Below are 23,240 nucleotides of genomic sequence, written 5' to 3'. Positions count from 1 at the left end.
AGGAAGAACCTGACATGACTGCCCATGCCATCCCCGAAGGCTTTACCCCGCTGCGTCGAAGCAGCCCACTCCTGGACCTGCTTGGCCCGGTGTATAGCCGAGGTGAAGGCTTGCAGCTGGAAATCGGCCTGCGCGCCGACAACCGCCACGCCAACGGACGCGGCACCGTGCACGGTGGCGTGTTGGCCACCCTGGCGGATGTGGGCATGGGCTACGCCATGGCCTTTTCCAGCGAGCCGCCGCTGCCGTTGATCACGGCGAGCATGACTCTGGATTATCTCGGCGCGGTGCAGGTAGGGGAGTGGGTCGAGGTGCGTCTGGAGCATCACAAGCGCGGGCGGCAGATGGCGTTTGCCACGGTCAGCGTGCAGGTCGGGGAGAAGGTGGTGGTGCGGGCAAATGCGGTGTTTGCGGTGCCCCAGGCGCGGGACTGACCGATAAAGAAAAGGCCCGGTTTTCGTGGAACCGGGCCTTTTCCATGTTGCTCTTTGAAATCAGCTGCGCTCAAGGGCCAGGGCTACACCTTGCCCGCCACCGATGCACAGGGTGGCCAGGCCCTTCTTGGCGTCACGCTTGATCATTTCATGCAGCAGGGTCACCAGCACACGGCAGCCTGACGCGCCAATCGGGTGGCCGATGGCAATCGCGCCGCCGTTGACGTTGACCTTGGCCGCGTCCCATTCCAGCTCTTTGCCCACCGCCAGTGACTGCGCGGCAAAGGCTTCGTTGGCTTCGATCAGGTCCAGGTCGCCCAGGCTCCAGCCGGCCTTGTCCAGGCAGCGGCGGGTGGCCGATACCGGGCCAATGCCCATGATCGCGGGATCGACGCCGGCGTTGGCGTAGCTGGCGATGCGTGCCAGTACCGGCAGGCCCAGGGCCTTGGCTTTGTCCGCGCTCATCAGCAGCACGGCAGCCGCGCCGTCGTTGAGGCTGGATGCATTGCCGGCGGTGACCGTGCCGTCTTTCTTGAAGGCCGGCTTGAGCTTGGCCAGGGATTCGGCGGTGGTGCCCGCCCGTGGCTGTTCGTCCACGGCGAAGGCCACCGGGTCGCCCTTGCGCTGGGGAATCAGGATCGGTGTGATCTCATCGCTGAAACGCCCGGCTTCAATGGCCGCCGTGGCTTTTTGCTGGGAGGCGGCGGCGAAGGCGTCCTGGGCTTCACGGCTGATGCCGTACTTGTCCACCAGGTTCTCGGCGGTGATGCCCATGTGGTAGTCGTTGAACGCATCCCACAGACCGTCGGTGATCATGCTGTCGATCATCTTCGCATGGCCCATGCGCAGGCCGGTGCGGGCGGCCGGCAATACGTACGGGGCCAGGCTCATGTTCTCCATGCCGCCGGCGATGATTACCTCGGCATCGCCGCAACGGATCGCTTGTGCGCCCAGGTGCAGGGCCTTGAGCCCCGAGCCGCAGACCTTGTTCAGGGTCAGCGCCGGCACGGCGTGGGGCAGGCCGGCGAGGATCGAGGCCTGGCGGGCCGGGTTCTGGCCGCTGCCGGCGGTGAGCACCTGGCCAAGGATCACTTCATCCACGAGTGCCGGGTCGATGCCGGTCTGCTCCAGCAGGCGACGAATCACCGCAGCCCCCAGCTCCGGGGCCGGGATGCTTGCCAGCGAACCTTGGAAGCTGCCCACGGCGGTGCGGGTGGCAGCAACAATCACGACGTCTTGCATGGAATCAGTCCTCACTGGAAGTGCATTTCTGGAACGTGGTCCGGGACGATCAGTTTACCGGCTGTCTTGCTGACGATCTCTTCAACACTGACGCCAGGTGCGCGTTCCTTGAGGACAAAAGCGCCATTTTCGATTTCCAGGTAGGCCAGGTCCGTCAGCACGCGCTTGATGCAGTTGGCGCCGGTCAGCGGCAGGCTGCACTGGCTCAGCAACTTGGATTCACCGTCCTTGGACGCGTGGGTCATGATCACGATGATATTCTCGGCACCGGCCACCAGGTCCATCGCGCCGCCCATGCCCTTGACCAGCTTGCCGGGGATCATCCACGAGGCGATGTTGCCTTGTACATCGACCTCAAACGCGCCGAGCACGGTCAGGTCGACATGGCCGCCGCGAATCATCGCGAAGGACTCGGCCGAGGAGAAGATCGATGCGCCAATGCGCGCGGTGACGGTCTGTTTGCCGGCGTTGATCATGTCGGCATCGATGGTTTCTTCAGTAGGAAACGGACCCATGCCCAGCAGGCCGTTTTCCGACTGCAGCATGACCTCCATGCCTTCTGGGATGTAGTTGGCCACCAGGGTCGGAATGCCGATGCCGAGGTTGACGTAGAAACCGTCCTGCATTTCGCGGGCGACGCGTTGAGCCATTTGTTCGCGGGTAAGAGCCATTTTTTGTCTCCTTATTATTTGGGCTGGTGGATTATTTGCGGAGGGTGCGCTGTTCGATGCGCTTCTCGAAGGTGCCGCAAATGATCCGGTCGACGTAGATCCCTGGGGTGTGGATATGCGCCGGGTCCAGCTCGCCCGGTTCGACGATTTCTTCGACTTCGACCACGGTGATCCTGCCGGCGGTGGCGGCCAGCGGGTTGAAGTTCTGGGCGGTGTGGCGATAGATCACATTGCCGAAGTGGTCGGCTTTCCAGCCTTTGACGATGGCGAAGTCGCCGGTGATGGATTCTTCCATCAGGTACGGGCGACCGTTGAACTCGCGGGTTTCCTTGCCTTCAGCGACTGGCGTGCCGACGCCGGTAGCGGTGAAGAAGGCCGGGATGCCGGCACCGCCTGCGCGCAGTTTTTCGGCGAGGGTGCCTTGGGGCGTCAGGACCACTTCGATTTCGCCGCTGAGCAGTTGCTTCTCGAACAGGGCGTTTTCACCGACGTAGGACGCGAAGACCTTGCTGATCTGCTTGCCTTCCAGCAGCAGGCCCAGGCCGAAGCCGTCGACGCCGCAGTTGTTGGAGACCACGGTCAGGTTGCGGGTGCCCTTGCGCTTGATTTCGGCAATGAGGTTTTCCGGGATGCCGCACAGGCCAAAACCACCGGCAAGAACCGTCATGCCATCTTCCAGGCCTGCCAGCGCCTCTTCATAGGACGCTACGCGTTTATCAAAACCTGCCATATGCACCTCTTTTATTGTTTGTGGGCCAGCCATATGAACCGAGTGTTGCGCCGACGGATTGATTTGTTAAGTTGTTTTTTAAGGTTGATTGATTTAAAAAACAGCATAGTCCTCAGCCATCGGGAGAAGCTTCATGACAGTTAAACAGATGCGCGCCTTTCTTGCCGTGGCCCAGACCTTGAGCTTTGCGGCCGCCTGTGAGCGTTTGCATCTTTCCCAGTCGGCCTTGAGCCTGACCATCAAAGGCCTGGAAGAAGGCCTGGGCGGGCGCCTGTTCAGCCGCAATACGCGCAATGTCGCGCTGACCCCTGAAGGCGAATCCCTGCTGCCCCTGGCCCGGCGCCTGATCGCCGACTGGGACAATGCCGAGGATGAGTTGCGCCAGCGTTTCACCTTGCAGCGCGGGCGGGTAACAGTGGCGGCGATGCCGTCGTTTGCCGGAAACCTGCTGCCACCGATCCTGAAGATTTTTCGCGCGCGCTATCCCCAGGTCAACGTAACGGTGAATGACGTGATCAACGAGCAGGTGCTGGAAATGGTCCGCGATCGCCAAGTGGAGTTGGGCGTGGCGTTTGAACCGTCGGAAAGCTCATCGCTGGTGTTCACCCCGCTGTATGTGGACCGCTTTGTGGCGGTGGTGCCCGGTGACTCGCCATTGGCACGCCGCTCCGATATCGCCTGGCACACCCTGCTGGAACAACCCTTCATCACCTTGCAGCGCCCGTCCACGGTACGAGTGATGCTTGAAGAACACCTGAAGGCGCTGGACCTGAAGCTGCCCGTAGCCCTGGAGAGCCATCAACTGGCGACGGTGGGCAAGATGGTTGCCAGTGGCTTGGGCGTGAGTGCAGTGCCGGCGTTGTGTGCACGCCAAATGCAGGAGGCAGGCGCCCATTGCATCACCTTGAGCGATCCGGTGATCGAACGGCCGATTGGTGTACTGACCAAGCCCGGCCACGAACTTTCAGCGGCGGCCCAGGCCATGTTTGATATTTTTTGCGATGAAGCGGGGAAGGGGCGTTTCCCGGCGTTGTTGCAATAACCGTCGGCCATAAAAAAGCCTGCTCGTTTTAAGCGAGCAGGCTTAAGTGATAAGTGCGTAGTTATCAGCAGTATCTGTCGATCACCTTAACTTGCGAATGGCCTTTAAGGTTCTGCCACTCGGTATTAAGTGTATGGAAGACCTGCTCGATAAAGTTGCGATCGGCGGCGGCTTTCTTGCCGACATAACCCTGGCCGCGGCGGTACATCTTCAGGCGCGCTGCCAGTTCACGGTTATTCCTGTCGAACTCTTCTTCCACGGTGTGGGGCGCCAGGCAGTCAATATGGACCTGGCCCGATTTACCAATCCAGAGGATATGGTCGTCGAGCGTGTCTTTCTGCGCTGCGAACATCTCAGCCAATTCATCGATAGTTGGTTGGTTGTTCAGATTCATGTGTAAGCCCCTTGACCAGTTGGCGATCTCTAGTTGATCCGTTAAAACTACTAAGTTGTCTCCGGCTCAGAAAACCGGGCGTCAGCGACTGTCTGCCGAATACGGGCAGGGTCTTGAACCGATGCATGTAGTCTTGCTGATGACCTGCTACGCAATGGTTTCATAACGAAGACAAGCAGCGTTTGAGCTCCTTGTACCGATCCTTTCGGGCCGGTCAGCTTCATCAATCTGCCTTGTGGGCAGTGCACATCCGGAAAAAACAGCTCGGCGGTCAGACGAGCTTGTTCAAAACGCGTGTTACCAACGCTCCCGATCCGGGAGACGCTTGAATCATGCAATTACAAAACGGTTACGTCAACGATTATGTAGTGATTATTTTTGAGCACTACATAAATCCTTGCAGGGCGGGGGTGTGAGCGGAAAACGTGACTTGGGCGTCACTTTTCGTGCGGGCAGGTCGCGGGATCCGGGGGCTTTTTGTGGCGAGGGAGCTTGCTCCCGCTGGGGTGCGAAGCGCCCCCACCAGGCTGACTGCGGTTCTTCAGGAATCATTCGGTTGTCGGTTTTGGGGCTGCTGCGCAGCCCAGCGGGAGCAAGCTCCCTCGCCACAGAAAAGCAGGATTGGGCTATCCCAGGCGTTCTGCCAGCAACGGCAACAAACGTTCGCAGGAGGCTTCGATCTTGAGTTGCAGCAACTCATCGCCCCGTGTCTTGCCCAGATTGATGGCAATCACGGGCTTGCCTTGCTCGACCATCGCCTTGCACAACCGAAACGCTGAATACGCCATCAGCGACGAACCCACCACCAGCAATCCTTCTGCGTCATCCACCGCCGCCATCGCCTTGGCTGCCGTGCCCTGGGCGACGTTCTCACCGAAAAACACCACATCCGGCTTCAACCGTTGCCCACCGCAATGGGGGCAGAGGGGCACCTGGAAGCGTCCTTCAAAGGTCGGGTCCAGCAAGGTGTCACCGTCGGGGGCTTGGACGGCATCCACACCCGCCAGGTACGGATTCTCCGCTTCCATTTGGCGCTGGATCAGGTCCCGTTCGCTGGTCTGCTGGCAATCCAGACATAGCACCCGGTGAAGGCTGCCGTGGAGTTCGATCACATCATGGCTGCCGGCCTGGTCGTGCAGGGTGTCGACGTTCTGGGTGATCAGCCCGGTAATGCGCTGGCGTTGCTGCAGAGTGGCCAGGGCGATATGCGCCGCGTTCGGCCGCGCGACACGCACCCTCGGCCAGCCGAGCATCGCCCGCGCCCAGTAGCGGCGGCGCGCCTGCGGGGTTGCCAGGAACTCCTGGTACATCATCGGTGCCTTGCCCCGGCGCACGCCTTCGCTGTCGCGATAATCGGGAATCCCCGAAGAGGTGCTGATACCCGCACCGGTCAGCACCAGGAAGCGCCGTTCGGCCATGGCCCGGTGCAGGTTGTCGAGCTGGTTATCGACTTGATGTTGCAGGGTATCGAGCATGGGGTCCCCAATGATTATTCGCCGCGAATGTACTGCTCCAGCTGTTTGATCAGGTCGGCCTGTTCGGCAATCGCTTCCTTGACCAGGTCGCCGATGGACAGCAAGCCAAGCAGTTCGCCATTCTCCACCACAGGCAGGTGCCGCAGATGTCGGTCAGTCATGATCGTCATGCAAGTCTCGACAGTCTGGTGAGTGTCGACGGTGATCACCGGTGAATTCATGATCTCGTGGGCTTTGGTCGTCACCGAAGACAATCCATGGAGGATGACCTTACGGGCATAGTCTCGTTCACTGATGATGCCCACCACCTTGCCGTCCTGGAGCACTGGCAAGGCCCCGACGTTTTTCGAAGCCATCACGATCAAGGCCTCAAATACCGTATGGTCGTGGGGGATGGTGTGGACTTGATGGTTATGCTGGTCTTTGGACTTCAGCACTTGGGCAACGGTTTTCATGGAGGCCACTCCGGTGTTGTTATTGTTGGGAGGTTAGCAGGCCCTACAGAATCCTGGATGGCCTGCAGCAGGGCAAGGTCCAAAGCGGCATACATCCCGTCGAAAAACGTCATTGTCGCGATTTCTTAGTGCTTCTCAGCCTTTGTTTGCCGGTTTCGCCGCCCGCTTCGGGCTGGTGGCCGTCTTGCGCTTGGCCGGTTTGCGTTTGTTTTTCCACGGTGTGGCGCCACGGCCGGCCGGGCTGGCCGGGCCGCTGATGGTCAGGCGCATGCCAGTGCAGCGGGTCACCTGTTTGCTCATCCATGCCGCCTGTTTGGCGACGAACTCTTCCAGGCTCATCTCGCCGCTTTGTACCATGTCCAGTGCCTGCTCCCAGATAGCGGTGGTACCGGGGTCGGCAATTGCCCGTGGCACTGCATCAATCAGGCTGAACGCGGCAGGCGTTGCCGACAGCGCCTTGCCGTTTTTCACCAGGTAGCCGCGGTCCAGCAGGCCCTGGATGATCCCGGCGCGGGTGGCTTCGGTGCCGATCCCGGTGGTGTCCTTGAGCTTTTGCTTGAGCAGCGGGTCTTCCACCAGCTTGGCGACGTTTTTCATCGCCTTGATCAGGTCGCCTTCGGTGAAGGGTTTGGGTGGCTGGGTCCACAGGTCCTTGAGGTTGACCTTGGCCACGGCGTAGTCCTGCCCCTGAACCAGTGTTGGCAAGGACTGCGGCGCAGGTGCTTCACGGCCCTTGGCCGGCGCCAATGCTTCCGGCAATGCGCGTTTCCAGCCAGGCTCGACGATGACTTTACCGACAGCCCGCAAGGCTTCACCGGCACAATCGAAATCTGCCTGGGTACGGTCGTATTCGTGGTTGGGCAGGAACTGCGCGAGATAGCGGGCGCGAATCAGGGTGTAAACCGCGCGATGCTTGCCGGTCAGTTGCCCGACATCCTTGCCGGCGCCGGTGGGAATGATGCCGTGGTGAGCGCTGACCTTGGCGTCGTTCCAGGCTCGGGAGCGTCGCTTCGGATCGATATGTGGCATCAATTCATTCACCGCCGGATCGGCCCGCCCCAGCGCCGCGAGAATTTTCGGCGCGTCGCCGTGCTGGCTCAGGGGCAGGTAGCCGCAATCGCTGCGTGGGTAAGTGATGACCTTGTGGGTTTCGTAGAGCGACTGGGCAACATCCAGGGTTTCCTGGGCGCCGAGGCCAAGCTTTTTCGAGCAGATTTCCTGCAGGGTGCCGAGGTCGAAGGGCAGGGGCGCGACGTCGCGCATGCGCTCGGTACGCGGTTTGACCAGCCGGGCGCTGGCGGCGTTGCTCATGGCATTGGCGGCGTCCCGGGCAAGCTGCGGATTGAGGCACCGGCCCTGATCGTCACAGGCGTCTTCTGTTGCGCGCCACTGCGCCGTAAAGGTGATGTCGTCGTGGAGCAGATCCACATCGATGGCCCAATAAGCGGCGGGTACAAAGTCGGCAATGCTACGGTCCCGGTCCACTACCAGGCGCAAGGTCGGGGTTTGCACACGGCCGACCGGCAACACGCCCTGGTAGCCGGACTGTTGGCCCAGCAGGGTAAACAGCCGGCTCATGTTCATCCCGATCAGCCAGTCGGCACGGGAGCGGCCAAGGGCCGAATGGTAGAGGCTGAAGGTTTCAGCACCGGGCTTCAACGAGGCCAGGGCCTTGCGGATCGACGCGTCGTCGAGCGCCGAGAGCCATAGCCGCTGGATGGGGCCGCGATAACGGCAATGCTCCACCAGCTCACGGGCGATCATCTCGCCCTCACGGTCGGCATCGGTGGCGATCACCAGTTCCTGGGCTTCCCCCAGCAGACGCTTGACCGCCTTGAACTGGCTGGCGGTCTTGGGCTTGACCAGCATCTTCCACTTCTCGGGGATGATCGGCAGGTCGGCCAGCACCCAGCGCTTGTACTTGGCGTCGTAGCTGTCGGGCGGGGCGGTTTCCAGCAGGTGGCCGATGCACCAGGTCACCGTCACGCCTGAGCCCAGCCAGCAACCGTCGCCACGCCGGGTCGCGCCGAGCACGGCGGCGATATCCTTGGCCTGGGACGGTTTTTCACAGAGGAACAGCCGCATGGTCACCACATTCGCTACGCAATTGAATGGGGAGCAGGATGGGCAATAAATCAGAATTGGGCAACTTTTATCTGGATGGATATACAGCAATTTGTGTGTCTGGTGTTAAACCCAATGTGGGAGCGGGCTTGCTCGCGAATGCGGTGTATCAGTCAACCTATCCGGCGACTGACACCCCGCTTTCGCGAGCAAGCCCGCTCCCACACTGAAACTCCAGCGTCGGCCGGATCGACGTTTAGTTATTGTCGATATCGACGTTCTTGGTCTCTTTCAGGCAAATCAGCCCCACGATCAGGCTCACCCCGGTAATGACCACCGGGTACCACAGCCCATAGAAAATATCCCCGGTGTACACCACCAGCGCAAACGACACCGTCGGCAGGAAGCCACCAAACCAGCCATTCCCGATGTGGTATGGCAGCGACAGCGAGGTGTAGCGGATGCGTGTCGGGAACAGCTCCACCATCAGCGCTGCCAGCGGGCCGTAGCACATGGCGGCGATCAGGATCAGCGCGACGATCAGCACCACCACCATGGTTTTGTTGACCTGGGCCACATCAGCCGATTGCGGATATCCCGCCAGGGTCACCGCGCCTTTCAGGGCGGCTTCGTCGTAACCGTCGATACGCACATCACCCACGCTCACCTGCACCGCGCTGCCCGCCGGGGCGGCCGCGCTTTCGTACGGCAGGCCCTGTTTCACCAGGAAGGTCTTGACCTTGTCGCAGGGGCTGTCAAAACGCGCCTTGCCCACCGGGTCGAACTGGAAGGTGCAGGTGGCCGGGTCTGCCAATACGGTGATCGGCGACTGGCGGCTGGCATGGTCCATCGCCGGGTTGGTGTAGTGCGCCAGGCCCTTGAAGATCGGGAAGTACAGCGCGGTGGCCAGCAGCAGGCCGACCATCAACACCGGCTTGCGCCCCAGCTTGTCCGAAAGCCAGCCGAAGAAGATGAAGAACGGCGCACCAATCACCACGCTGATGATCAGCAGCATGTTGGCCAGCGCCGGATCCATCTTCAAAAACTGTGTGAGGAAGAACAGCACATAAAACTGCGCGGCATAGAACGTCACTGCCTGGCCGGCGTTGATGCTGAACAGCGCAATCAGCACGATCTTGAGGTTTTCCCATTTGCCGAACGACTCGCGGATCGGCGACTTGCTGGCCTTGCCTTCCTCTTTCATTTTCAGGAACGCCGGCGACTCGTGCAGGCTCAGGCGGATCCAGGTGGAGATGCCCAACAGCACGATCGACAGCAGGAACGGCAGGCGCCAGCCCCACACTTCGAATTGGTCGCCGGTGAAGTAACGGCACGCCAGCACCACAAGCAGCGACAGCAGCAGGCCGAGGGTCGCGGTGGATTGAATCCAGCTGGTGTGGAAGCCGCGTTTGCCCGCCGGGGCGTGCTCGGCCACATAGGTGGCTGCGCCGCCGTACTCGCCGCCCAGCGCCAGGCCCTGGAGCATGCGCAGCGCGACGAGGATGATCGGTGCGGCAATGCCGATGCTCGAATAGGTCGGCAGCAGGCCGACGCAGAAAGTCGCCAGGCCCATCAGGATGATGGTGGCGAGGAAGGTGTACTTGCGCCCGATCATGTCACCCAGCCGACCGAACACCAGCGCGCCGAACGGGCGCACCACAAAGCCGGCGGCGAAGGCCATCAGGGCAAAGATAAACGCCGTGGTGTCGTTGACCCCGGCAAAGAACTGCTTGCTGATTACCGCCGCGAGTGCGCCATAGAGGAAGAAGTCATACCACTCGAACACCGTCCCGAGGGAGGAGGCGAAGATGACTTTCTGTGTGTCGTTGCTGTCTCGCGCCTTGGTGGCGGAGCCCAGGGGTTGAGCGTGTTCTGACATTTGGGTAGCCCTCACAGTGATTATTTATTGTTGTTCCACTGTCGGCGCCACATCGGCGCCGCTATTCCCCTGTAGGAGCCCGGCTTGCCGGCGATGGCGCTCTCAAGCTGTGCACAACACTTGAAAACGCCACCGCCGGCAAGCCGGGCTCCTGCAGGTCAAGCCGGTAAGGTCAGTTCTTTCTCCGGGGCGAGGCTCCTTGTGTTCGGCGAAAGGATAAGCTGCGCGGCTTTTTCCGCGATCATCAGCGTCGGTGAGCAGGTGTTGCCTGAAGTGATGCGGGGCATGACCGACGCGTCGGCGATGCGCAGGCCGGGAACCCCGTGCACTCGCAGTTGGGCGTCGACCACCGCGTCCTTGTCGCTGCCCATGCGGCAGGTGCCCACTGGATGGAAAATCGTGGTGCCAATGCGGGCGGCGGCTTCCTGCAGCTGTTCGTCCGTCTGCAGTTCTGCGCCGGGCAGGTACTCCACCGGGTTGAATTGCTTCAGGGCCGGCGCCGAGACGATGCGTCGGGTCAGGCGAATGGCGTCGGCGGCCACCCGCAGGTCTTCCGGATGGCTGAGGTAGTTGGGGCGGATCAGCGGTGCGTCTGCCGGGTTGGCCGAGCGAATGTCGATGCGGCCACGGCTTTGCGGGCGCAGGTCACACACCGAGGCGGTGAAGGCCGGAAAAGCGTGCAGTGGTTCGCCGAAGCGCTCCAGGGACAGCGGCTGTACGTGGTATTCGAGGTTGGCCGACGTCTGCTCCGGCCCGGAGCGGGCGAACGCGCCAAGCTGGCTGGGGGCCATCGACAGTGGGCCGCTGCGGTCATACAGATAGCGTAGGCCCATGCCCATCTTGCCCCACACGGTGCCGGCGATCTGGTTCAGGGTGCGGGCGTTTTCCAGCTTGTAGATCAGGCGCAGTTGCAGGTGATCCTGCAGGTTGCCGCCCACTCCGGGTAACTCGTGCAGCACATCGATGCCCAAAGGCTTGAGCACGCTGGAGGGGCCGATACCGGAGCGTTGCAGGATGCCCGGCGAACCGACGGAGCCGGCGCACAGGATGATTTCCTTGCGCGCCCGCCACGTGACTGGATGGCCATGCTGGCGAGCAACCACCGCCGCCGCACGGCCGTTCTCCAGGAGTACGCGGTCGACTTCAACCTCGGTCATCACCGTCAGGTTGGGCCGCTGGCGGATCGGTTTGAGAAACGCCTTGGCCGCATTCCAGCGCACGCCGGATTTCTGATTGACCTGGAAATAGCCACAGCCTTCGTTGTCGCCCTGGTTGAAGTCGCTGATGCTGTCGATACCGCTTTGCTGCGCCGCGTCACGAAACGCATCGAGGATCGGCCAGTGCAGGCGCTGTTGCTCAACCCGCCATTCACCGCCGTCACTGTGAAATTGCGAGGCACCGGCAAAATGGTTTTCGCTCTGCTTGAAGAGCGGCAGCACATCCTTCCACGCCCAACCGGGATTGTCCTCGGCCCAGCCGTCGTAATCCCGGGCCTGGCCGCGCATGTAGATCATGCCGTTGATGGACGAGCACCCGCCCAGCACCTTGCCGCGCGGGTAGCTCAGCGCTCGGCCTTGCAGGCCTTCCTCGGCTTCGGTCTTGAAGCACCAGTCGGTGCGCGGGTTGCCGATGCAGAACAGGTAGCCGACGGGAATGTGGATCCAGGGGTAGTTATCGCGACCGCCTGCTTCAAGCAGCAACACGCGATGGGCAGGGTTGGCAGACAGTCGATTGGCCAGCAGGCAGCCCGCCGGGCCGGCGCCTACCACCACGTAATCGTATTCAGCAGCTGCAGAATGCATCTGTGACCTCGCTTGTTTTTCTTATTGGTCCCATCCTAGTTGTTAGTTTTCGTCTTAAAAATGTTAGTTTTTACCCAGCTGCTGTGCGTTTTTAGACAATGCTGCTATTCAGGGGAAGAAGGGGAAGGCATGTTCGACTGGAATGATCTGCGGTTCTTTCTTGAGTTACAGCGTAGCGGACGCTTGCTCACGGCGGCGCAACGCCTGAAAACCACCCACGCCACCGTGGCCCGGCACATCGAGGCCATCGAGAAAAGCCTGGGCACTGCGCTGTTCGTGCAGCACGCCCAGGGTTACGAACTCACGCCCTCCGGCGAAGCCCTGCTCAAACATGCCGAAGCCATGGAAAACGTGGCGCTGCTGGCCGAAGAAGAACTGACCCATTCCGCCGCGCCCCTGGGCAAGATCCGCCTGGGGGTGGCCGAGGGTTTGGGCGTGATGTTCCTGGCCAGTCGCATGGGCGGCCTGTTCGAACGCTACCCGGGCCTGGAAGTGGAACTGCTGGCAGTGCCACGGTTTGTCAGCATCCTCAACCGCGAAGCGGAAATCAGCATCCACCTCGAACGCCCCAGCGTCGACCAACTGGTGACCCGCAAACTCACCGACTACCGCCTGGCGCTCTACGCCAGCCGCAGCTACCTGGACCGCACACCGCCGATTGAAAAACGCGAGGACCTGGCGGTGCACGCCTGGATCGATTACGTCGATGATTTGCTGTTCAGCCAGGAATTGAAATTCCTCAGCAGCTTCTGCCGCAACCCCAAAGTGGTGTTCCACAGCACCAGCGTGATCGCCCAGCACCAGGCGGCGCGCTCGGGGTTGGGAATTGCCGTATTGCCGTGCTTCATGGCGGCGAGCGACCCGGACCTGGTGCCGCTGCTGCCGGCGGAGAGCATCCAGCGCAGCTACTGGATCAGCTCCCGGCGCGAGTTGCACAAGTCGGTAAGGTTGCGGGTGTTGTGGGATTACCTGGTGGAACTCTGCGCGCGGGAGCAAGGTGTTTTGCTGGGGGAGGGTTAGAGCTTCACCACCTGATGCACCTGCTCACCACAGGCACGGATCTCCTTGATCATCTTTTCAAACGGCGCGCTGACAATTTCATCGTGGGTCAGCCAGCGTATTTTCTGCGTCAGGACGTAGTGATAACGCCAGTCGCCCTTGACGCGCTCACCCGTCAGGTCCAGGTCGTACCACGGCGAGCGTACCTGGCAAGCCTTGATGTCCTTGTCGATCTGCCCACCCGACAGTGTGATGGTGTAGTCCAGCGTCTCGGGGTTGCCTATGTACAAGTCGGCCAGTTGCCCATTGCGGCGGTAGTTGAGCAGACCGTCCCATTTCTCTTGCAGCAAGGCATCGTTGTAGATGTGGTCGTTGCCCAGCGGTTCCAGGGGCCGCATGTCCGTCAGGGTGGCGCTGACCTTGTAGCTGGCCGGGATCAGGAAGGCGGTGGCGGGGCGCTCGACCTGGCAGTCGGTGATCTGTTTGCCGAAGTTGTCGCAGATGTTCTGGTCGCTGGCGGTGGCGCCTTGCTGGCGGTCGGCGACGCTCAGTTGCATCAGCGGCATGCCGCGAAAATCAACGGTGGCCGAGACCCGGGCGGTGCCCTGGGCGTCGAAGCGCTCCTGTTTGTCGAGGATCAACGTGGGGGCGGCGGGTTGCAGCGGGATGTGTTCTTCACGTACCTGGCCCTCGGCGTTGGTCACCAGCACCCAGCGGTCCTGGATGTCGGGCAGGGTCTGGCCGGGGGCGAAGATCGGGTTGGTCGGGTCCAGCCACCACACCTGGCCATCGACTTCGGCGCGGACGATGGCGTGGTTCGGTGCGCCGGTGCCGGGAATCAGCAGCGGGTTAACCACATCGCCACGGCTGACCCAGGCGGGCTCGGCCTTGATTCCGCTGGCCTTGAGCATGGCCGCCAGCAGCGTCGAAAGGTCTTTGCAGTCGCCGTAGCCGTGCTGTTCGATCTCCGCCAGGCTGAAGGGTACATAGCCGCGATCCGAGGCGCGCCAGTCGCCCAGGTAACGGTAGTGGTCGTTGATGTGCTGCATCAGGCCGGCCACCTGTTGTGCCGGTGGCAAGCCGCGAACGGCGGCCACGGCGGCGGCGCCCTGGGGCGGCAGCTTGGCGCCGAGGATCTGGTTGTAGCGTTCGGCAAAGCCGCCGAAGTACTGCTGGCGATCCAGGGAGCTGCCGACTTCGATACGCGGGGCGTGGCGTATGTAGGCGTTGGCGGATTCGTTGATATAGCTGAGGTAGGTCGGGGCCTTTTGCACCACGTCCAGGGTCTTGCGATTGGCCGATGGCGTAATGCTGAAACCCTCCATCAATTCGCTGCGCCACTCGATCGGCCGCTCGGCGGTGAAGCGTGCCTTGAAGTGGTCGCGCCGTGCGGCGTTGGGGCCGAACTGCAAGGCGTAGTAGAACTCGGTCATCAGCGGTTTGGCCGGGTGATGTTCGCGCACCGTGTAGCGGATTTGCGTGCCGACCCGCAGGTTGGGAAACGCCAGCGAGGTCTGTTTTTCCCGGGAGAAACCCTGGTCCGGGTTGGGGGCGGTGCGGGTGTCGATTTGCGTCGGGTCCAGGGGCACAGGTTTACCGCCGGGCTGGGTGGACTCGGCCTTGATCAGTTCGAAGCCGTCTTCTTCCTGGTAGCTGAAGTCGATCCGCGAGAGCATTTCGCGGCCGCTTGGCTTGAGGATGGTGTAGTGAAAGCGGGTAGTGCAGTCGACGCTGGCGTCGCGGTTGAAGTGGCAATGCAGCTCGGTGTCGCTGGCCAGCGGGGCTTCGGCCATTGGTTGCAGGGCGGCAAGCGCGCTGTGACTGGCAAGCCCCCAGCTGATGCAGATCAGGGGACGGTAAAACGAAAAACGGAGCATGGGCGCCTCAGGTGGAACATTGACACAAGTACCCTAGGGGTACCGAGAAGGCGCCGGATGATAATGGATCGCAACACGAATGCCTAGCATTGTCCGACAATTAATTACGCTGTAAGGCCCGATCTAGAGCCTTCGTTAATGTTTTAAGGATTATTTTTCGAGTTCAAACTCGACGCTTCCCAGCCGCTCACCGTTCACCAGCACGTGAACCGCATGCTTGCCGGGATAGTGCTTGCGCGTGGTCAATTCACGGATAGGTTGGCCACGGCTGATGGCGTGATGTTCTCCGGCACCCAGGGTAAATGCCTTGAGCTTGAACACCTTGGACGCGCTGTGACCGGCGCTTTTCACATAGTCGATGGCGTAGTCGACCACCAGCTTTTGCGACGAATCGGCAGTGGACTCCAGGCTGAAGGACAGGTTGATCCGCTCCCCCAACTTGATCGCCGCCGGCTCGACCTTGAGCTGATGGATCTTCACTTCGGCCCTGGCCCCGGCGCCCATGATCGTCAGCGCCCGGGTGTTGCCTTGCTTGATCAGGCTGCGCAGCGCGTGGCGGGCGATCCACGCCGTGTGGGGGTTATCCAGGGACCAGCCTTCGATCAGGCCCAGCACCCAATCCGGATGGTCCTTGGTGATGTCGTTGAGGTGGTTGGCCACCGACTTGCGCACGTAGAGGCTGCTGTCGGCCTTGAGATTGTCGAGGATCGAAGCGCACAGGTTCGGGTCGGCCTGCACCTCGGCCAGGCGAAACGACCATGGCAGCCGTGGCCGTGAACCTTCGCTGGCGAGGCGTCGTACGTGTTCGTTGTCGTCCAGCGACCACTGTTGCATCACCGCCAGGGTGCGCTTGAAATCCTTCAGCAGAAAATGTCGCACGGCAAACTCGGCAGAGCCAAAGGTGGTGAAATACTTGAGGGCAGCCATGGAACGCTTGAAATCATCGCCGCCGTAGCTGGCAACGTAGTGGGGCAGGAACAGGCTGACAAAGGCGCTGTTCAGCCGAGGGGCAAGGGCATACAGCAACTTCAGGGTTTGCGGATAATCCAGCGGGATCACAGCGTTCAGGCTTTCGCTGACCCGCGCCATGCGCTGCATCACCGACAAGTCTGCCAACCCGGCCTTGGCGTGTTTGAGAAAACCCTTGGCGTCGAACGCCGGGTACACCGCCGTCATTTCGGTGGCGATGTGTTGCAGGCGTTCGGCGTTGAAGATTTCCTTCAGGGCCGGTGCGCTTTGGTCGGTCATGGGCAAATCCGCGGTTAGCCAGAGATGCCCACGAGGCTAACCATCAGTGCCTAGAGATACCAGCGATATTCCCGTGCATGAATCTCCTGCTGGAATGCCAGGTGGTCCTGGCGTTTGTTTTCGCAATACACGTCGACAAACTCCGCGCCCAGGCCTTCGCGCAACGTCGGCTGATGCTGCATGGCGCGCACCGCCTCAAGCATTTCCAGGGGGAAGTCCGCTCCGCTGTTGCGGTCTTCGTTCAGCGGGGCGATGGGCTCCTTCGCTGCTTCAAGACCATGCTCAAGCCCCACCAGAATCGCCGCCAATACCAGATACGGGTTGGCATCGGCACTCGCCAGGCGATGTTCGATGCGCAGGTTGCGCGGGTCGGATTCAGGAATTCGCACGCACGCGTCACGGTCTTCAAAGCCCCAGCACGCGCGGGTTGCCGCGTTGACCGTGCCACCAAGGCGGCGGAAGGCGTTGTGGTTGGGCGAGAAGATCGGCATGCAGTGAGGCAGCAGTTCCAGGCAACCCGCCACCGCGTGGCGCAACGGTTGCTGCTGGTGGGCCGCCAGCAGGTTATTGCCCGCCGCATCGTACAGGCTGACGTGCACATGCATGCCGCTGCCGGGATGTTGCAGGTAAGGCTTGGCCATGAAGCTGGCGCGGTAGCCGTGCTTGAGGGCCACGGCACGGGTGCTGCGGCAGAACAGGGCGGCCCAGTCGGCGGCGCGCAGGCCGTCTTCCAGGTGGCCGAAATTGATTTCGAACTGGCCGGGGCCGAGTTCGGCGGTGATCACCGTGATGTCGATGCCCTGGGCCTTGGCCGTCTCGACCATATCGTCCAACACCGGCGCAAAGCGTGACAGGCGCTCGATGTGCAAGTTGGGCTGGTCGTCCGCGTCATCACTCAGCGGGTCGCGGGCAAATTGCGGCAGGCCGTCGCTGAGCTTTTTGTCGAACAGGTAGAACTCCAGCTCGAACGCGACCACCGGGTGAATGCCTTTGCGCTGCAGGCGTTCCAGCACCTTGGCCAGTACTTCCCGGGGTTCGAATTCGATGGGCGCTTCGGTGCCGTCGGAGGTAATCAACATCTGCCCCAGCGGCTGCGCCTCCCAGCTCACCGGCTTGAGGGTGCCGGGCACCAGGCGGCGGTTGGCGTCCGGGTCGCCGTCGTGGAAGCAATAGTCGCCGATCTTGAACAGGCCGCCCTGGGCACCCAGCAGCACCGCGTTCTGCGGCAGTTTCAACGGGCTGCCGGCGGCGACCTTTTCCAGCATCTCCACCGGGTAGCGCTTGCCGTAGAAATGCCCGGGAATGTCCAGGGCAATCAGGTCGACGTAGCGCACATCGGGATGGTTCTGGCGAAAGGTCCGGACTTCGGCCAAAAGCGTGGAAGCATGGCTTTTCACGGGTGTTGCTCCTAGTTGTAGACCCACAGCACGCGGGCTGGCAGGTCGGTCAGGTTGCCGTAGCGGCAGTGGGCAAAACTGGCCAGGTGGAAGCTGTCGCCGGGGCCCAGGGTGACCGAGTCCGGCTCGCCCTCGACCCACAGCGTCAACTCGCCCTCCAGCACGTAACCGGCCTGTTCGGCCCGGTCGCTCATGGTTTGTTCGCCGCTGTTGGCACCGGGGGCCAGCAGGCTGTCGAGGATCGAGAACGCGCCGTGCATGCTCGGCGACACCAGGATGTCGGTGATGCCATTGGCGTAATACACCGTGCGCCGTTCGTTGGGGCGGGTGACCCAGTCCACCGCCTTGGGTTTGGACAGGCTGTAGAAATAGGTGGTGGGCACACCGAGCGCGTGGCTGATGGCTGTGAGGTCGGCCACGGTCGGGCGCGACAGACCGCGTTCAACCTGGGACAGGAAACCCACGGAACGCTCGATCTTTTGCGCCAGTTGCGCCAGGGTGAGCTTCTTGTGCTTGCGCAGGTCGTGGATCAGGATCGCCAGGGCGTCGAGTTCTTCTTGCTTGTCCATGGGCGCTTCGTGAAATTCTTATCAGGAAATTTCATGAAAAATTACAGGATTAATTTCACGAGGGCAATGGGTATGGAGTTGGCAGAGCATTTACGCCGCCTGGAACAGGAGCTGCACCAATGCACCACCCGTGCAGATGCGGCGCGGGTGGCGGTGCTGCTGGCGGATGATTTCGTCGAATTTGGTGCCAGCGGCAATGTGTGGGGCAGCAAGGCCGAGGTGATCGAAGGGCTGCAGGATGAGGTGTTTTCAGCCCGAAGCGTCAGTGACTTTGCAATGAAGGTGCTGGCCGAAGGCGTGGCGTTGGTGACGTATCGCTGCCAGCGCGCGGCGACGGATGCAAATGCGGCGGGGGAGTCGTTGCGCAGTTCGGTGTGGCGCGAAAGCGGCGGGCAGTGGCAGATGGTGTTTCATCAGGGCACGCCAACACGTCAGCGTGCACCTGTGTAAGCGCCGGCAGGTCAGGCCGTACGCTTGGCCTCGAACCCCGACAGGCTGACATCATCACGATGCCCGAGCAGCTCGGCCACCACCGAGGTCGGCGACTTGTGCTTGTAGGTGTTGTAGTTGTTGACCGAGTCGTGGAAGAGCTGGCGGGTGAACGCGACACGGCTTTCCAGGCTGGCGATTTCTGCGGTGGGTGACGAGGCATTTTGCGCCGCCGCCAATTGTTGTTCGGCCTCCTTGAATTGGCCGAAGGCTTTTTTGCAGCGATCGAGCAGGGCCACCAGTTCCCTGTAGGTGCCGAACACGTAGAGCGCGAGCAAGGTGACAACGGTCACGAAAATGATGATGACGTGGGTACCAGTCATTGGAATTCCTGAGCGGCTGGAAAAAAGAACCAATCTTATCTGATTAATCGCCGGCCCGGTCGCTGGCCGTCCACCCATCTGCCGCTTCCATCACGGCGCTGAATGATTCCACGCCGCTGCGGTCGGAATCTTTACGCGTCATTCATTGAAGGAAGTGCCCATGAAGTCCAAATCCCTTGTTGCCTGCCTGCTGGTTGCCGCGAGCCTGTCCGCCGCGAGTCTCACCGTCCAGGCCGCGGATACTCCGCAAAAAACCGTGCAGCCTTCGAATATCAATACCCGCGACCTCAAGACGGGAGACCGCGCGCCAGACATTCTGATGCGTAAGGAGTCGGCCATTGCCGACTGGAAGAAACGTGGCCTGAAGCAGCCGGAAGAAGACAGCCAGTGGGCTCGAGTGAACGACAAGTACGTATTGCTCAAAACCACCAACGGCACGATTCTCGACATCACCCCCGTTAAAAAATAAAGCGTTCGGCGGGATGGGTGATCGCGCTTCATCCCGCTGGATTTGATTTTTGCATAAATGCATAAATCAGCATTTTTTTCTTCTTGTTTTGCGTTAAGGTACGTCCGCTGCGGGCCGCAATGGTCCCTTTACCTTGATTGGAATGAGAGCAGGATGCTTGCCACAATAAGAAATTACCCGCGTACCGTGAACCTGTTGTTGTCGGCCACGCTGATCCTCACCCTGGCCAAGGCCATCACCTTTCCGTACCTGGTGATCTACCTCACCAACCACTTTGCCCTCGACATCAGCCAGGTCGGCCTGGTGATCGGCAGCTCGCTGATCGTCGGCTCGCTGCTGAGTGTCTACGGCGGTTTCCTGGTAGACCGCATCAATAGCTACAGGCTATTGCTCAGCTTGAGTGTGGTGTTTGCCCTGGGGTTTATCGGCACGGTGCTGGCCCGGGAAATCTGGTCGTTCTACAGTTGCCTGATCCTGATCAACCTGGCGTACGCGGTGATCGACATCGCGATCAAGTCCGGGTTTGCCAGCCTGTTGCCGGAAGATGAGCGCAGCGAAGCGTTTTCCATCAAGTACACCCTGACCAATATCGGCTATGCCGTAGGGCCGTTTTTTGGCGCGATGGTGGCCAAGCTCGATATCAGCTTGCCGTTTATCCTGTCGGCGGTCCTGGGCTTCGGTTTTTTCCTGCTGTACTGGCGTTGGGGCGACCGCACGCTGGCCACGGTAGACACCACGCAAAAGCCGGTGTCGTTCCTCGCGGTGGGGCGTGTATTGCTGCGGGATCACCGACTGGTGTGCTTCACCGTCGGCGGCCTGCTCAGTGCCGTGGTGTTCGGCCAGTTCACCGCGTACCTGTCGCAGTACCTGGTGACCACCACTACCGCCGAATACACCTACACCATCATCAGCGCGGTACTCACCACCAACGCGGTGTTGGTGATTGCCCTGCAATACGCGATTGGCCGGCGCATTTCCCACCGCTACCTGAGCCAGTGGCTGATCTTCGGCCTGGGCATGTTCATGCTGGGGGTGATTGGCTTTGCCCTGGCGAGCAACGTGTGGTGGTGGATCCTGGCGATGGCGATTTTCACCGTGGGCGAAATCGTGGTGTTTCCGGCCGAGTACATGTTCATCGACCGCATCGCCCCGGACAACCTGCGGGGCATGTACTACGGGGCGCAAAACCTCTCCAACCTCGGCGCTGCGTTGGGGCCGGTGCTGTGCGGGCTGGTGCTGGCCAACCTGCCGGCCCACTACATGTTCTACATGTTGGCAGCGTTCATTGTCGGGGGAGGGGTGTTCTATTTTATCGGGGCGTCGTTGAAAGCCCGCGACATACTGTAGGAGCACGCTTGCTCGTGAAGGTCGTTAACGATAACGCGAACGCGCCACGCCTGAATGAACGCGGTGCCCGGGCGTTTTTCGCGAGCAAGCCCGCTCCTACAAAGGGCGCAGCGGCAGGTCATCCAGCCTGAGTTTACCGACGGTGTTGCTCTGCAATTCGTACCGCAACTCGTCGACCATCTTTTCCACTTCCTGCGGGGTCTGCAGCTTGTTGACGCTGATCCCGGTGACCACCAAATCCACCCGGCCGCTTTCGGCGTCGAAGACCTTGAGCGTCAACGACGCGTCACGGCACAGGGTGAATTCGCAGGTCAGGGGCGACAGGGCCTCTTCGATGCAGTTGCGCAGTTGGGAGAGCGTAAACATCAGGGTTCTCCTCAGCGACGACGCAGCAACAGGCCCAGCAGCAGGCCGACACCGGCGACGATCGCAACCGTTGCCAGGGGTTTTTGCTTGGCGAAATCGCCGACGGTGTCCAGCGCGTCACCGTAGGTTTGCTGCAACTGGCCAGCGGCCTGGCGAGCTACACCCTCGGCCTGGAGACGTTCGTCACCGGTCAGATCACCCAGAAAACCTTGAGCCTTGCCGGCCACTTTTTCCACGGCGCCTTTGACTTGTTCGCTTTTCATGATGGATTCCTTAAAGGGCATGACATCTCAACGGCACAGGACCCGAAGCCCTGTGCCCGCCCTTCAAGGTTAAGCAGTGCACCCCCGCGCAATAAGGCGAATTTGCACCGGTCGCACTAGTGCATTTGCACTCTATTTCGGCTTTTTAACCCGCAACTCACCGGCAAACAGCCCGCGCTCACGGGCCCACACGATGGCTGCACTACGGCTATGCACCCCCAGTTTGGAGTACACCGTGGCCACATGGTTACGCACGGTGTTGGGTGCCAGTTTCAGGCGCGAAGCAATTTCCTTGTCGGCCAGGCCTTCGCAAATCAACCCCAGTACGTCGCGCTCGCGGGCGGTCAGGTCGGTAAAGGAAATGTTCGGTACATTGGGGCTGTTGACGCTCTTGGCGTTGGCCAGTTTTTCAATCAGCGTCTGGCTGAACCATGAGGCGTCCTGCATCACTTCCTCGATCGCGGCCACCAGTTCCAGCTCGGAGCGCTTGCGTTCGGTGATGTTCATCAGCACCAGCAGGTAGCAGGGCACATCCTGGATACTGACGGTGTCGGCAGACAGCACACAGTCGATCAGCTCATTGCCTTTCTTGCGGATCTTCAGGTCGAGGCCGTCGAGGTTGCCGGCTTTTTCCAGGGTGGTGAACAGTTGCGTGCAGGCCTGGGGGCTGTCGATAAAGTCGATGTCTTCGATGGATTTGCCGATCAGTTCTTCACTGGTATAGCCGGTGATGGTCATGAAGGCTTCGTTGATATCCACCACCTGGCGGTTGGCGGCGTTGCACACCAGGGTCGGCACCGGCGTCAGGCGGAACGACTTGGCGAAGCGTTCCTCGCTCTGACGCAGGGCGGTTTCGGCCTTGCGGCGAGGCTCCAGGTCGGTGAAGGAAAACAGCATGCAGTCTTCCTCATTCATGTCCAGCGGCTGGCCCGCCACGATCACCAGTTTGCTGCCGCCTTCGGGCAGTTTCAGTTCGGCTTGCATCTGTGGAATGGTCGCGCCTTCGCCCAGGCGCTTGACGGCCAGGTCCTTGTTTTCGGCCTGTTCCAGCACGTCCAGTTCATACACCGAGTGGCCGATCACCTGGTCGCGGTTGTAGCCGGTCATCTCCAGGAAGCCCTGGTTGACCTTGATGTAGCGCAGGTCGCTCAGGCGGCAAATCACCGCCGGCGCCGGGTTGGCATTGAAGGTCTTTTCGAAGCGCTGTTCGGCGCTGGCCCATTCGGTGGCGTCGCTCAGGATCAACACCAGCAATTCCGGCTCGCCCGACGCGTCGTCGAGCACCAGACTGCGCAGGCGATGCACCCAGACTTTTTCCTCGTCGCCGGTGGGGGTGACTTCCACCACCACATCGCTGAACTCTTCACCGTCTGCCACCCGGCTCAGAGGATAACTCTCCAGCACCAACGGGTGGTTGTTGCGATACCGCAAGGCAAAGCGCGCGGCGTATTCCTTGGTGTTGGCACCCAGGTCTTCGACTTTATCCACGCCATGCATCAGCAGCGCGGCTTCATTGGCCCAGAGTATGGTCTGGTCGGCCTCGGCGAGGATCACCCCATCGGACAAGCCGGAGATGATCTGCTGCAGTTGGCGGCGGTTGGTTTCTTTGGCGAGGACGGCCTGGCTCATGGTTTCTCCTGGGGTAAGTCGCATGGGAAGTACGACACCTGAGGCTCAGGATAGTGCAGAGAAAGTGCCCGGCGCG

Annotated in this window: 23 protein-coding genes; 6 read left to right on the top strand and 17 right to left on the bottom strand. The window is 61.1% G+C overall.

Annotated elements, in window-relative coordinates; translation table 11 throughout:
• Positions 1 to 14 precede the first annotated feature (14 nt).
• Positions 15 to 434, top strand: a complete 420-nt coding sequence (locus tag QF039_RS16245) for a PaaI family thioesterase (RefSeq protein ID WP_003211628.1) — start codon at positions 15 to 17, stop codon at positions 432 to 434.
• Between the two features lie 60 nt (positions 435 to 494).
• Here the strand turns inward: QF039_RS16245 and QF039_RS16240 are convergent, their stop codons facing one another.
• The 3 genes from QF039_RS16240 to QF039_RS16230 are packed head-to-tail and all read right to left on the bottom strand — an operon-like array spanning position 495 to position 3,077.
• Positions 495 to 1,676, bottom strand: a complete 1,182-nt coding sequence (locus QF039_RS16240) for an acetyl-CoA C-acetyltransferase (RefSeq protein ID WP_003211627.1) — start codon at positions 1,674 to 1,676, stop codon at positions 495 to 497.
• Positions 1,677 to 1,687: 11 nt separating this feature from the next.
• Positions 1,688 to 2,347 carry a CoA transferase subunit B gene (locus QF039_RS16235; protein WP_003211625.1) on the bottom strand — a complete coding sequence of 220 codons (660 nt, stop codon included), beginning with the start codon at positions 2,345 to 2,347 and terminating at the stop codon, positions 1,688 to 1,690.
• A gap of 31 nt (positions 2,348 to 2,378) precedes the next feature.
• Positions 2,379 to 3,077 (bottom strand): CoA transferase subunit A, encoded by a 699-nt coding sequence (locus QF039_RS16230; protein ID WP_008435892.1) that lies wholly within the window; start codon positions 3,075 to 3,077, stop codon positions 2,379 to 2,381.
• Between the two features lie 133 nt (positions 3,078 to 3,210).
• Here QF039_RS16230 and QF039_RS16225 point away from each other — a divergent pair, with 133 nt between their 5' ends.
• A complete protein-coding gene (locus tag QF039_RS16225; RefSeq protein WP_023658941.1) occupies positions 3,211 to 4,119 on the top strand; it encodes a LysR family transcriptional regulator in 909 nt (302 codons plus the stop codon).
• Positions 4,120 to 4,183: 64 nt separating this feature from the next.
• Here QF039_RS16225 and QF039_RS16220 read toward each other — a convergent pair whose 3' ends face one another.
• The 6 genes from QF039_RS16220 to QF039_RS16195 form a co-directional block, all read right to left on the bottom strand.
• Positions 4,184 to 4,513 (bottom strand): hypothetical protein, encoded by a 330-nt coding sequence (locus tag QF039_RS16220; protein WP_003211618.1) that lies wholly within the window; start codon positions 4,511 to 4,513, stop codon positions 4,184 to 4,186.
• Positions 4,514 to 5,139: 626 nt separating this feature from the next.
• The gene (locus QF039_RS16215; RefSeq protein WP_307519454.1) at positions 5,140 to 5,988 is read right to left on the bottom strand and encodes an NAD-dependent protein deacetylase; all 849 of its coding nucleotides are present in this window, start codon (positions 5,986 to 5,988) and stop codon (positions 5,140 to 5,142) included.
• 14 nt (positions 5,989 to 6,002) lie between these two features.
• Positions 6,003 to 6,443, bottom strand: a complete 441-nt coding sequence (locus QF039_RS16210) for a CBS domain-containing protein (protein WP_003211614.1) — start codon at positions 6,441 to 6,443, stop codon at positions 6,003 to 6,005.
• A gap of 135 nt (positions 6,444 to 6,578) precedes the next feature.
• Positions 6,579 to 8,528 carry a DNA topoisomerase III gene (locus tag QF039_RS16205; RefSeq protein WP_307519450.1) on the bottom strand — a complete coding sequence of 650 codons (1,950 nt, stop codon included), beginning with the start codon at positions 8,526 to 8,528 and terminating at the stop codon, positions 6,579 to 6,581.
• Between the two features lie 235 nt (positions 8,529 to 8,763).
• Positions 8,764 to 10,386 (bottom strand): MFS transporter, encoded by a 1,623-nt coding sequence (locus tag QF039_RS16200; protein ID WP_177035716.1) that lies wholly within the window; start codon positions 10,384 to 10,386, stop codon positions 8,764 to 8,766.
• A gap of 158 nt (positions 10,387 to 10,544) precedes the next feature.
• Entirely contained in the window at positions 10,545 to 12,188 is a 1,644-nt protein-coding gene (locus QF039_RS16195) for a GMC family oxidoreductase (RefSeq protein ID WP_307519447.1), read from the bottom strand.
• A gap of 129 nt (positions 12,189 to 12,317) precedes the next feature.
• Between QF039_RS16195 and QF039_RS16190 the strand changes: the two genes are divergently transcribed.
• The gene (locus QF039_RS16190; RefSeq protein ID WP_003211603.1) at positions 12,318 to 13,208 is read left to right on the top strand and encodes a LysR family transcriptional regulator; all 891 of its coding nucleotides are present in this window, start codon (positions 12,318 to 12,320) and stop codon (positions 13,206 to 13,208) included.
• Here QF039_RS16190 and QF039_RS16185 read toward each other — a convergent pair.
• The 4 genes from QF039_RS16185 to QF039_RS16170 form a co-directional block, all read right to left on the bottom strand.
• Positions 13,205 to 15,064, bottom strand: a complete 1,860-nt coding sequence (locus tag QF039_RS16185) for a DUF3857 domain-containing transglutaminase family protein (protein ID WP_134326886.1) — start codon at positions 15,062 to 15,064, stop codon at positions 13,205 to 13,207. The two genes, QF039_RS16190 and QF039_RS16185, sit on opposite strands and share 4 nt — an antisense overlap.
• 150 nt (positions 15,065 to 15,214) lie before the next feature.
• Positions 15,215 to 16,312: a DNA alkylation repair protein gene (locus QF039_RS16180; protein WP_307519444.1), complete on the bottom strand. Its 1,098-nt coding sequence runs from the start codon at positions 16,310 to 16,312 to the stop codon at positions 15,215 to 15,217.
• Between the two features lie 50 nt (positions 16,313 to 16,362).
• Entirely contained in the window at positions 16,363 to 17,709 is a 1,347-nt protein-coding gene (locus QF039_RS16175; RefSeq protein WP_307519442.1) for a glutamine synthetase family protein, read from the bottom strand.
• Positions 17,710 to 17,720: 11 nt separating this feature from the next.
• Complete coding sequence (locus QF039_RS16170) at positions 17,721 to 18,278, bottom strand: helix-turn-helix domain-containing protein (RefSeq protein WP_003211595.1); 558 nt, start codon at positions 18,276 to 18,278, stop codon at positions 17,721 to 17,723.
• 66 nt (positions 18,279 to 18,344) lie between these two features.
• Here QF039_RS16170 and QF039_RS16165 point away from each other — a divergent pair, with 66 nt between their 5' ends.
• A complete protein-coding gene (locus QF039_RS16165) occupies positions 18,345 to 18,728 on the top strand; it encodes a DUF4440 domain-containing protein (protein ID WP_307519439.1) in 384 nt (127 codons plus the stop codon).
• Positions 18,729 to 18,739: 11 nt separating this feature from the next.
• On the opposite strand, the gene QF039_RS16160 is transcribed toward QF039_RS16165, so the two are convergent.
• Positions 18,740 to 19,090: a LemA family protein gene (locus tag QF039_RS16160; RefSeq protein WP_087694086.1), complete on the bottom strand. Its 351-nt coding sequence runs from the start codon at positions 19,088 to 19,090 to the stop codon at positions 18,740 to 18,742.
• Between the two features lie 160 nt (positions 19,091 to 19,250).
• Here QF039_RS16160 and QF039_RS16155 point away from each other — a divergent pair, with 160 nt between their 5' ends.
• Together QF039_RS16155 and QF039_RS16150 are read left to right on the top strand one after the other, a co-directional pair.
• Entirely contained in the window at positions 19,251 to 19,559 is a 309-nt protein-coding gene (locus QF039_RS16155) for an RcnB family protein (RefSeq protein WP_003211589.1), read from the top strand.
• 153 nt (positions 19,560 to 19,712) lie between these two features.
• Entirely contained in the window at positions 19,713 to 20,906 is a 1,194-nt protein-coding gene (locus QF039_RS16150; RefSeq protein ID WP_102369374.1) for an MFS transporter, read from the top strand.
• 96 nt (positions 20,907 to 21,002) lie between these two features.
• Here the strand turns inward: QF039_RS16150 and QF039_RS16145 are convergent, their stop codons facing one another.
• The 3 genes from QF039_RS16145 to QF039_RS16135 all read right to left on the bottom strand — a co-directional run bounded on the left by QF039_RS16145 (position 21,003) and on the right by QF039_RS16135 (position 23,164).
• The gene (locus QF039_RS16145; protein WP_003211585.1) at positions 21,003 to 21,272 is read right to left on the bottom strand and encodes a DUF1652 domain-containing protein; all 270 of its coding nucleotides are present in this window, start codon (positions 21,270 to 21,272) and stop codon (positions 21,003 to 21,005) included.
• 11 nt (positions 21,273 to 21,283) lie between these two features.
• Positions 21,284 to 21,535 carry a CsbD family protein gene (locus tag QF039_RS16140; RefSeq protein WP_003211583.1) on the bottom strand — a complete coding sequence of 84 codons (252 nt, stop codon included), beginning with the start codon at positions 21,533 to 21,535 and terminating at the stop codon, positions 21,284 to 21,286.
• 132 nt (positions 21,536 to 21,667) lie between these two features.
• Entirely contained in the window at positions 21,668 to 23,164 is a 1,497-nt protein-coding gene (locus tag QF039_RS16135; protein WP_307519434.1) for a helix-turn-helix transcriptional regulator, read from the bottom strand.
• Positions 23,165 to 23,240 lie beyond the last annotated feature (76 nt).

Origin of the sequence: Pseudomonas sp. W2I6 (assembly GCF_030815935.1) — a bacterium.
Lineage (GTDB): Bacteria > Pseudomonadota > Gammaproteobacteria > Pseudomonadales > Pseudomonadaceae > Aquipseudomonas.
Note: the sequence above shows the minus strand (reverse complement) of the source record. Positions and strands in the feature narration are given on the sequence as shown.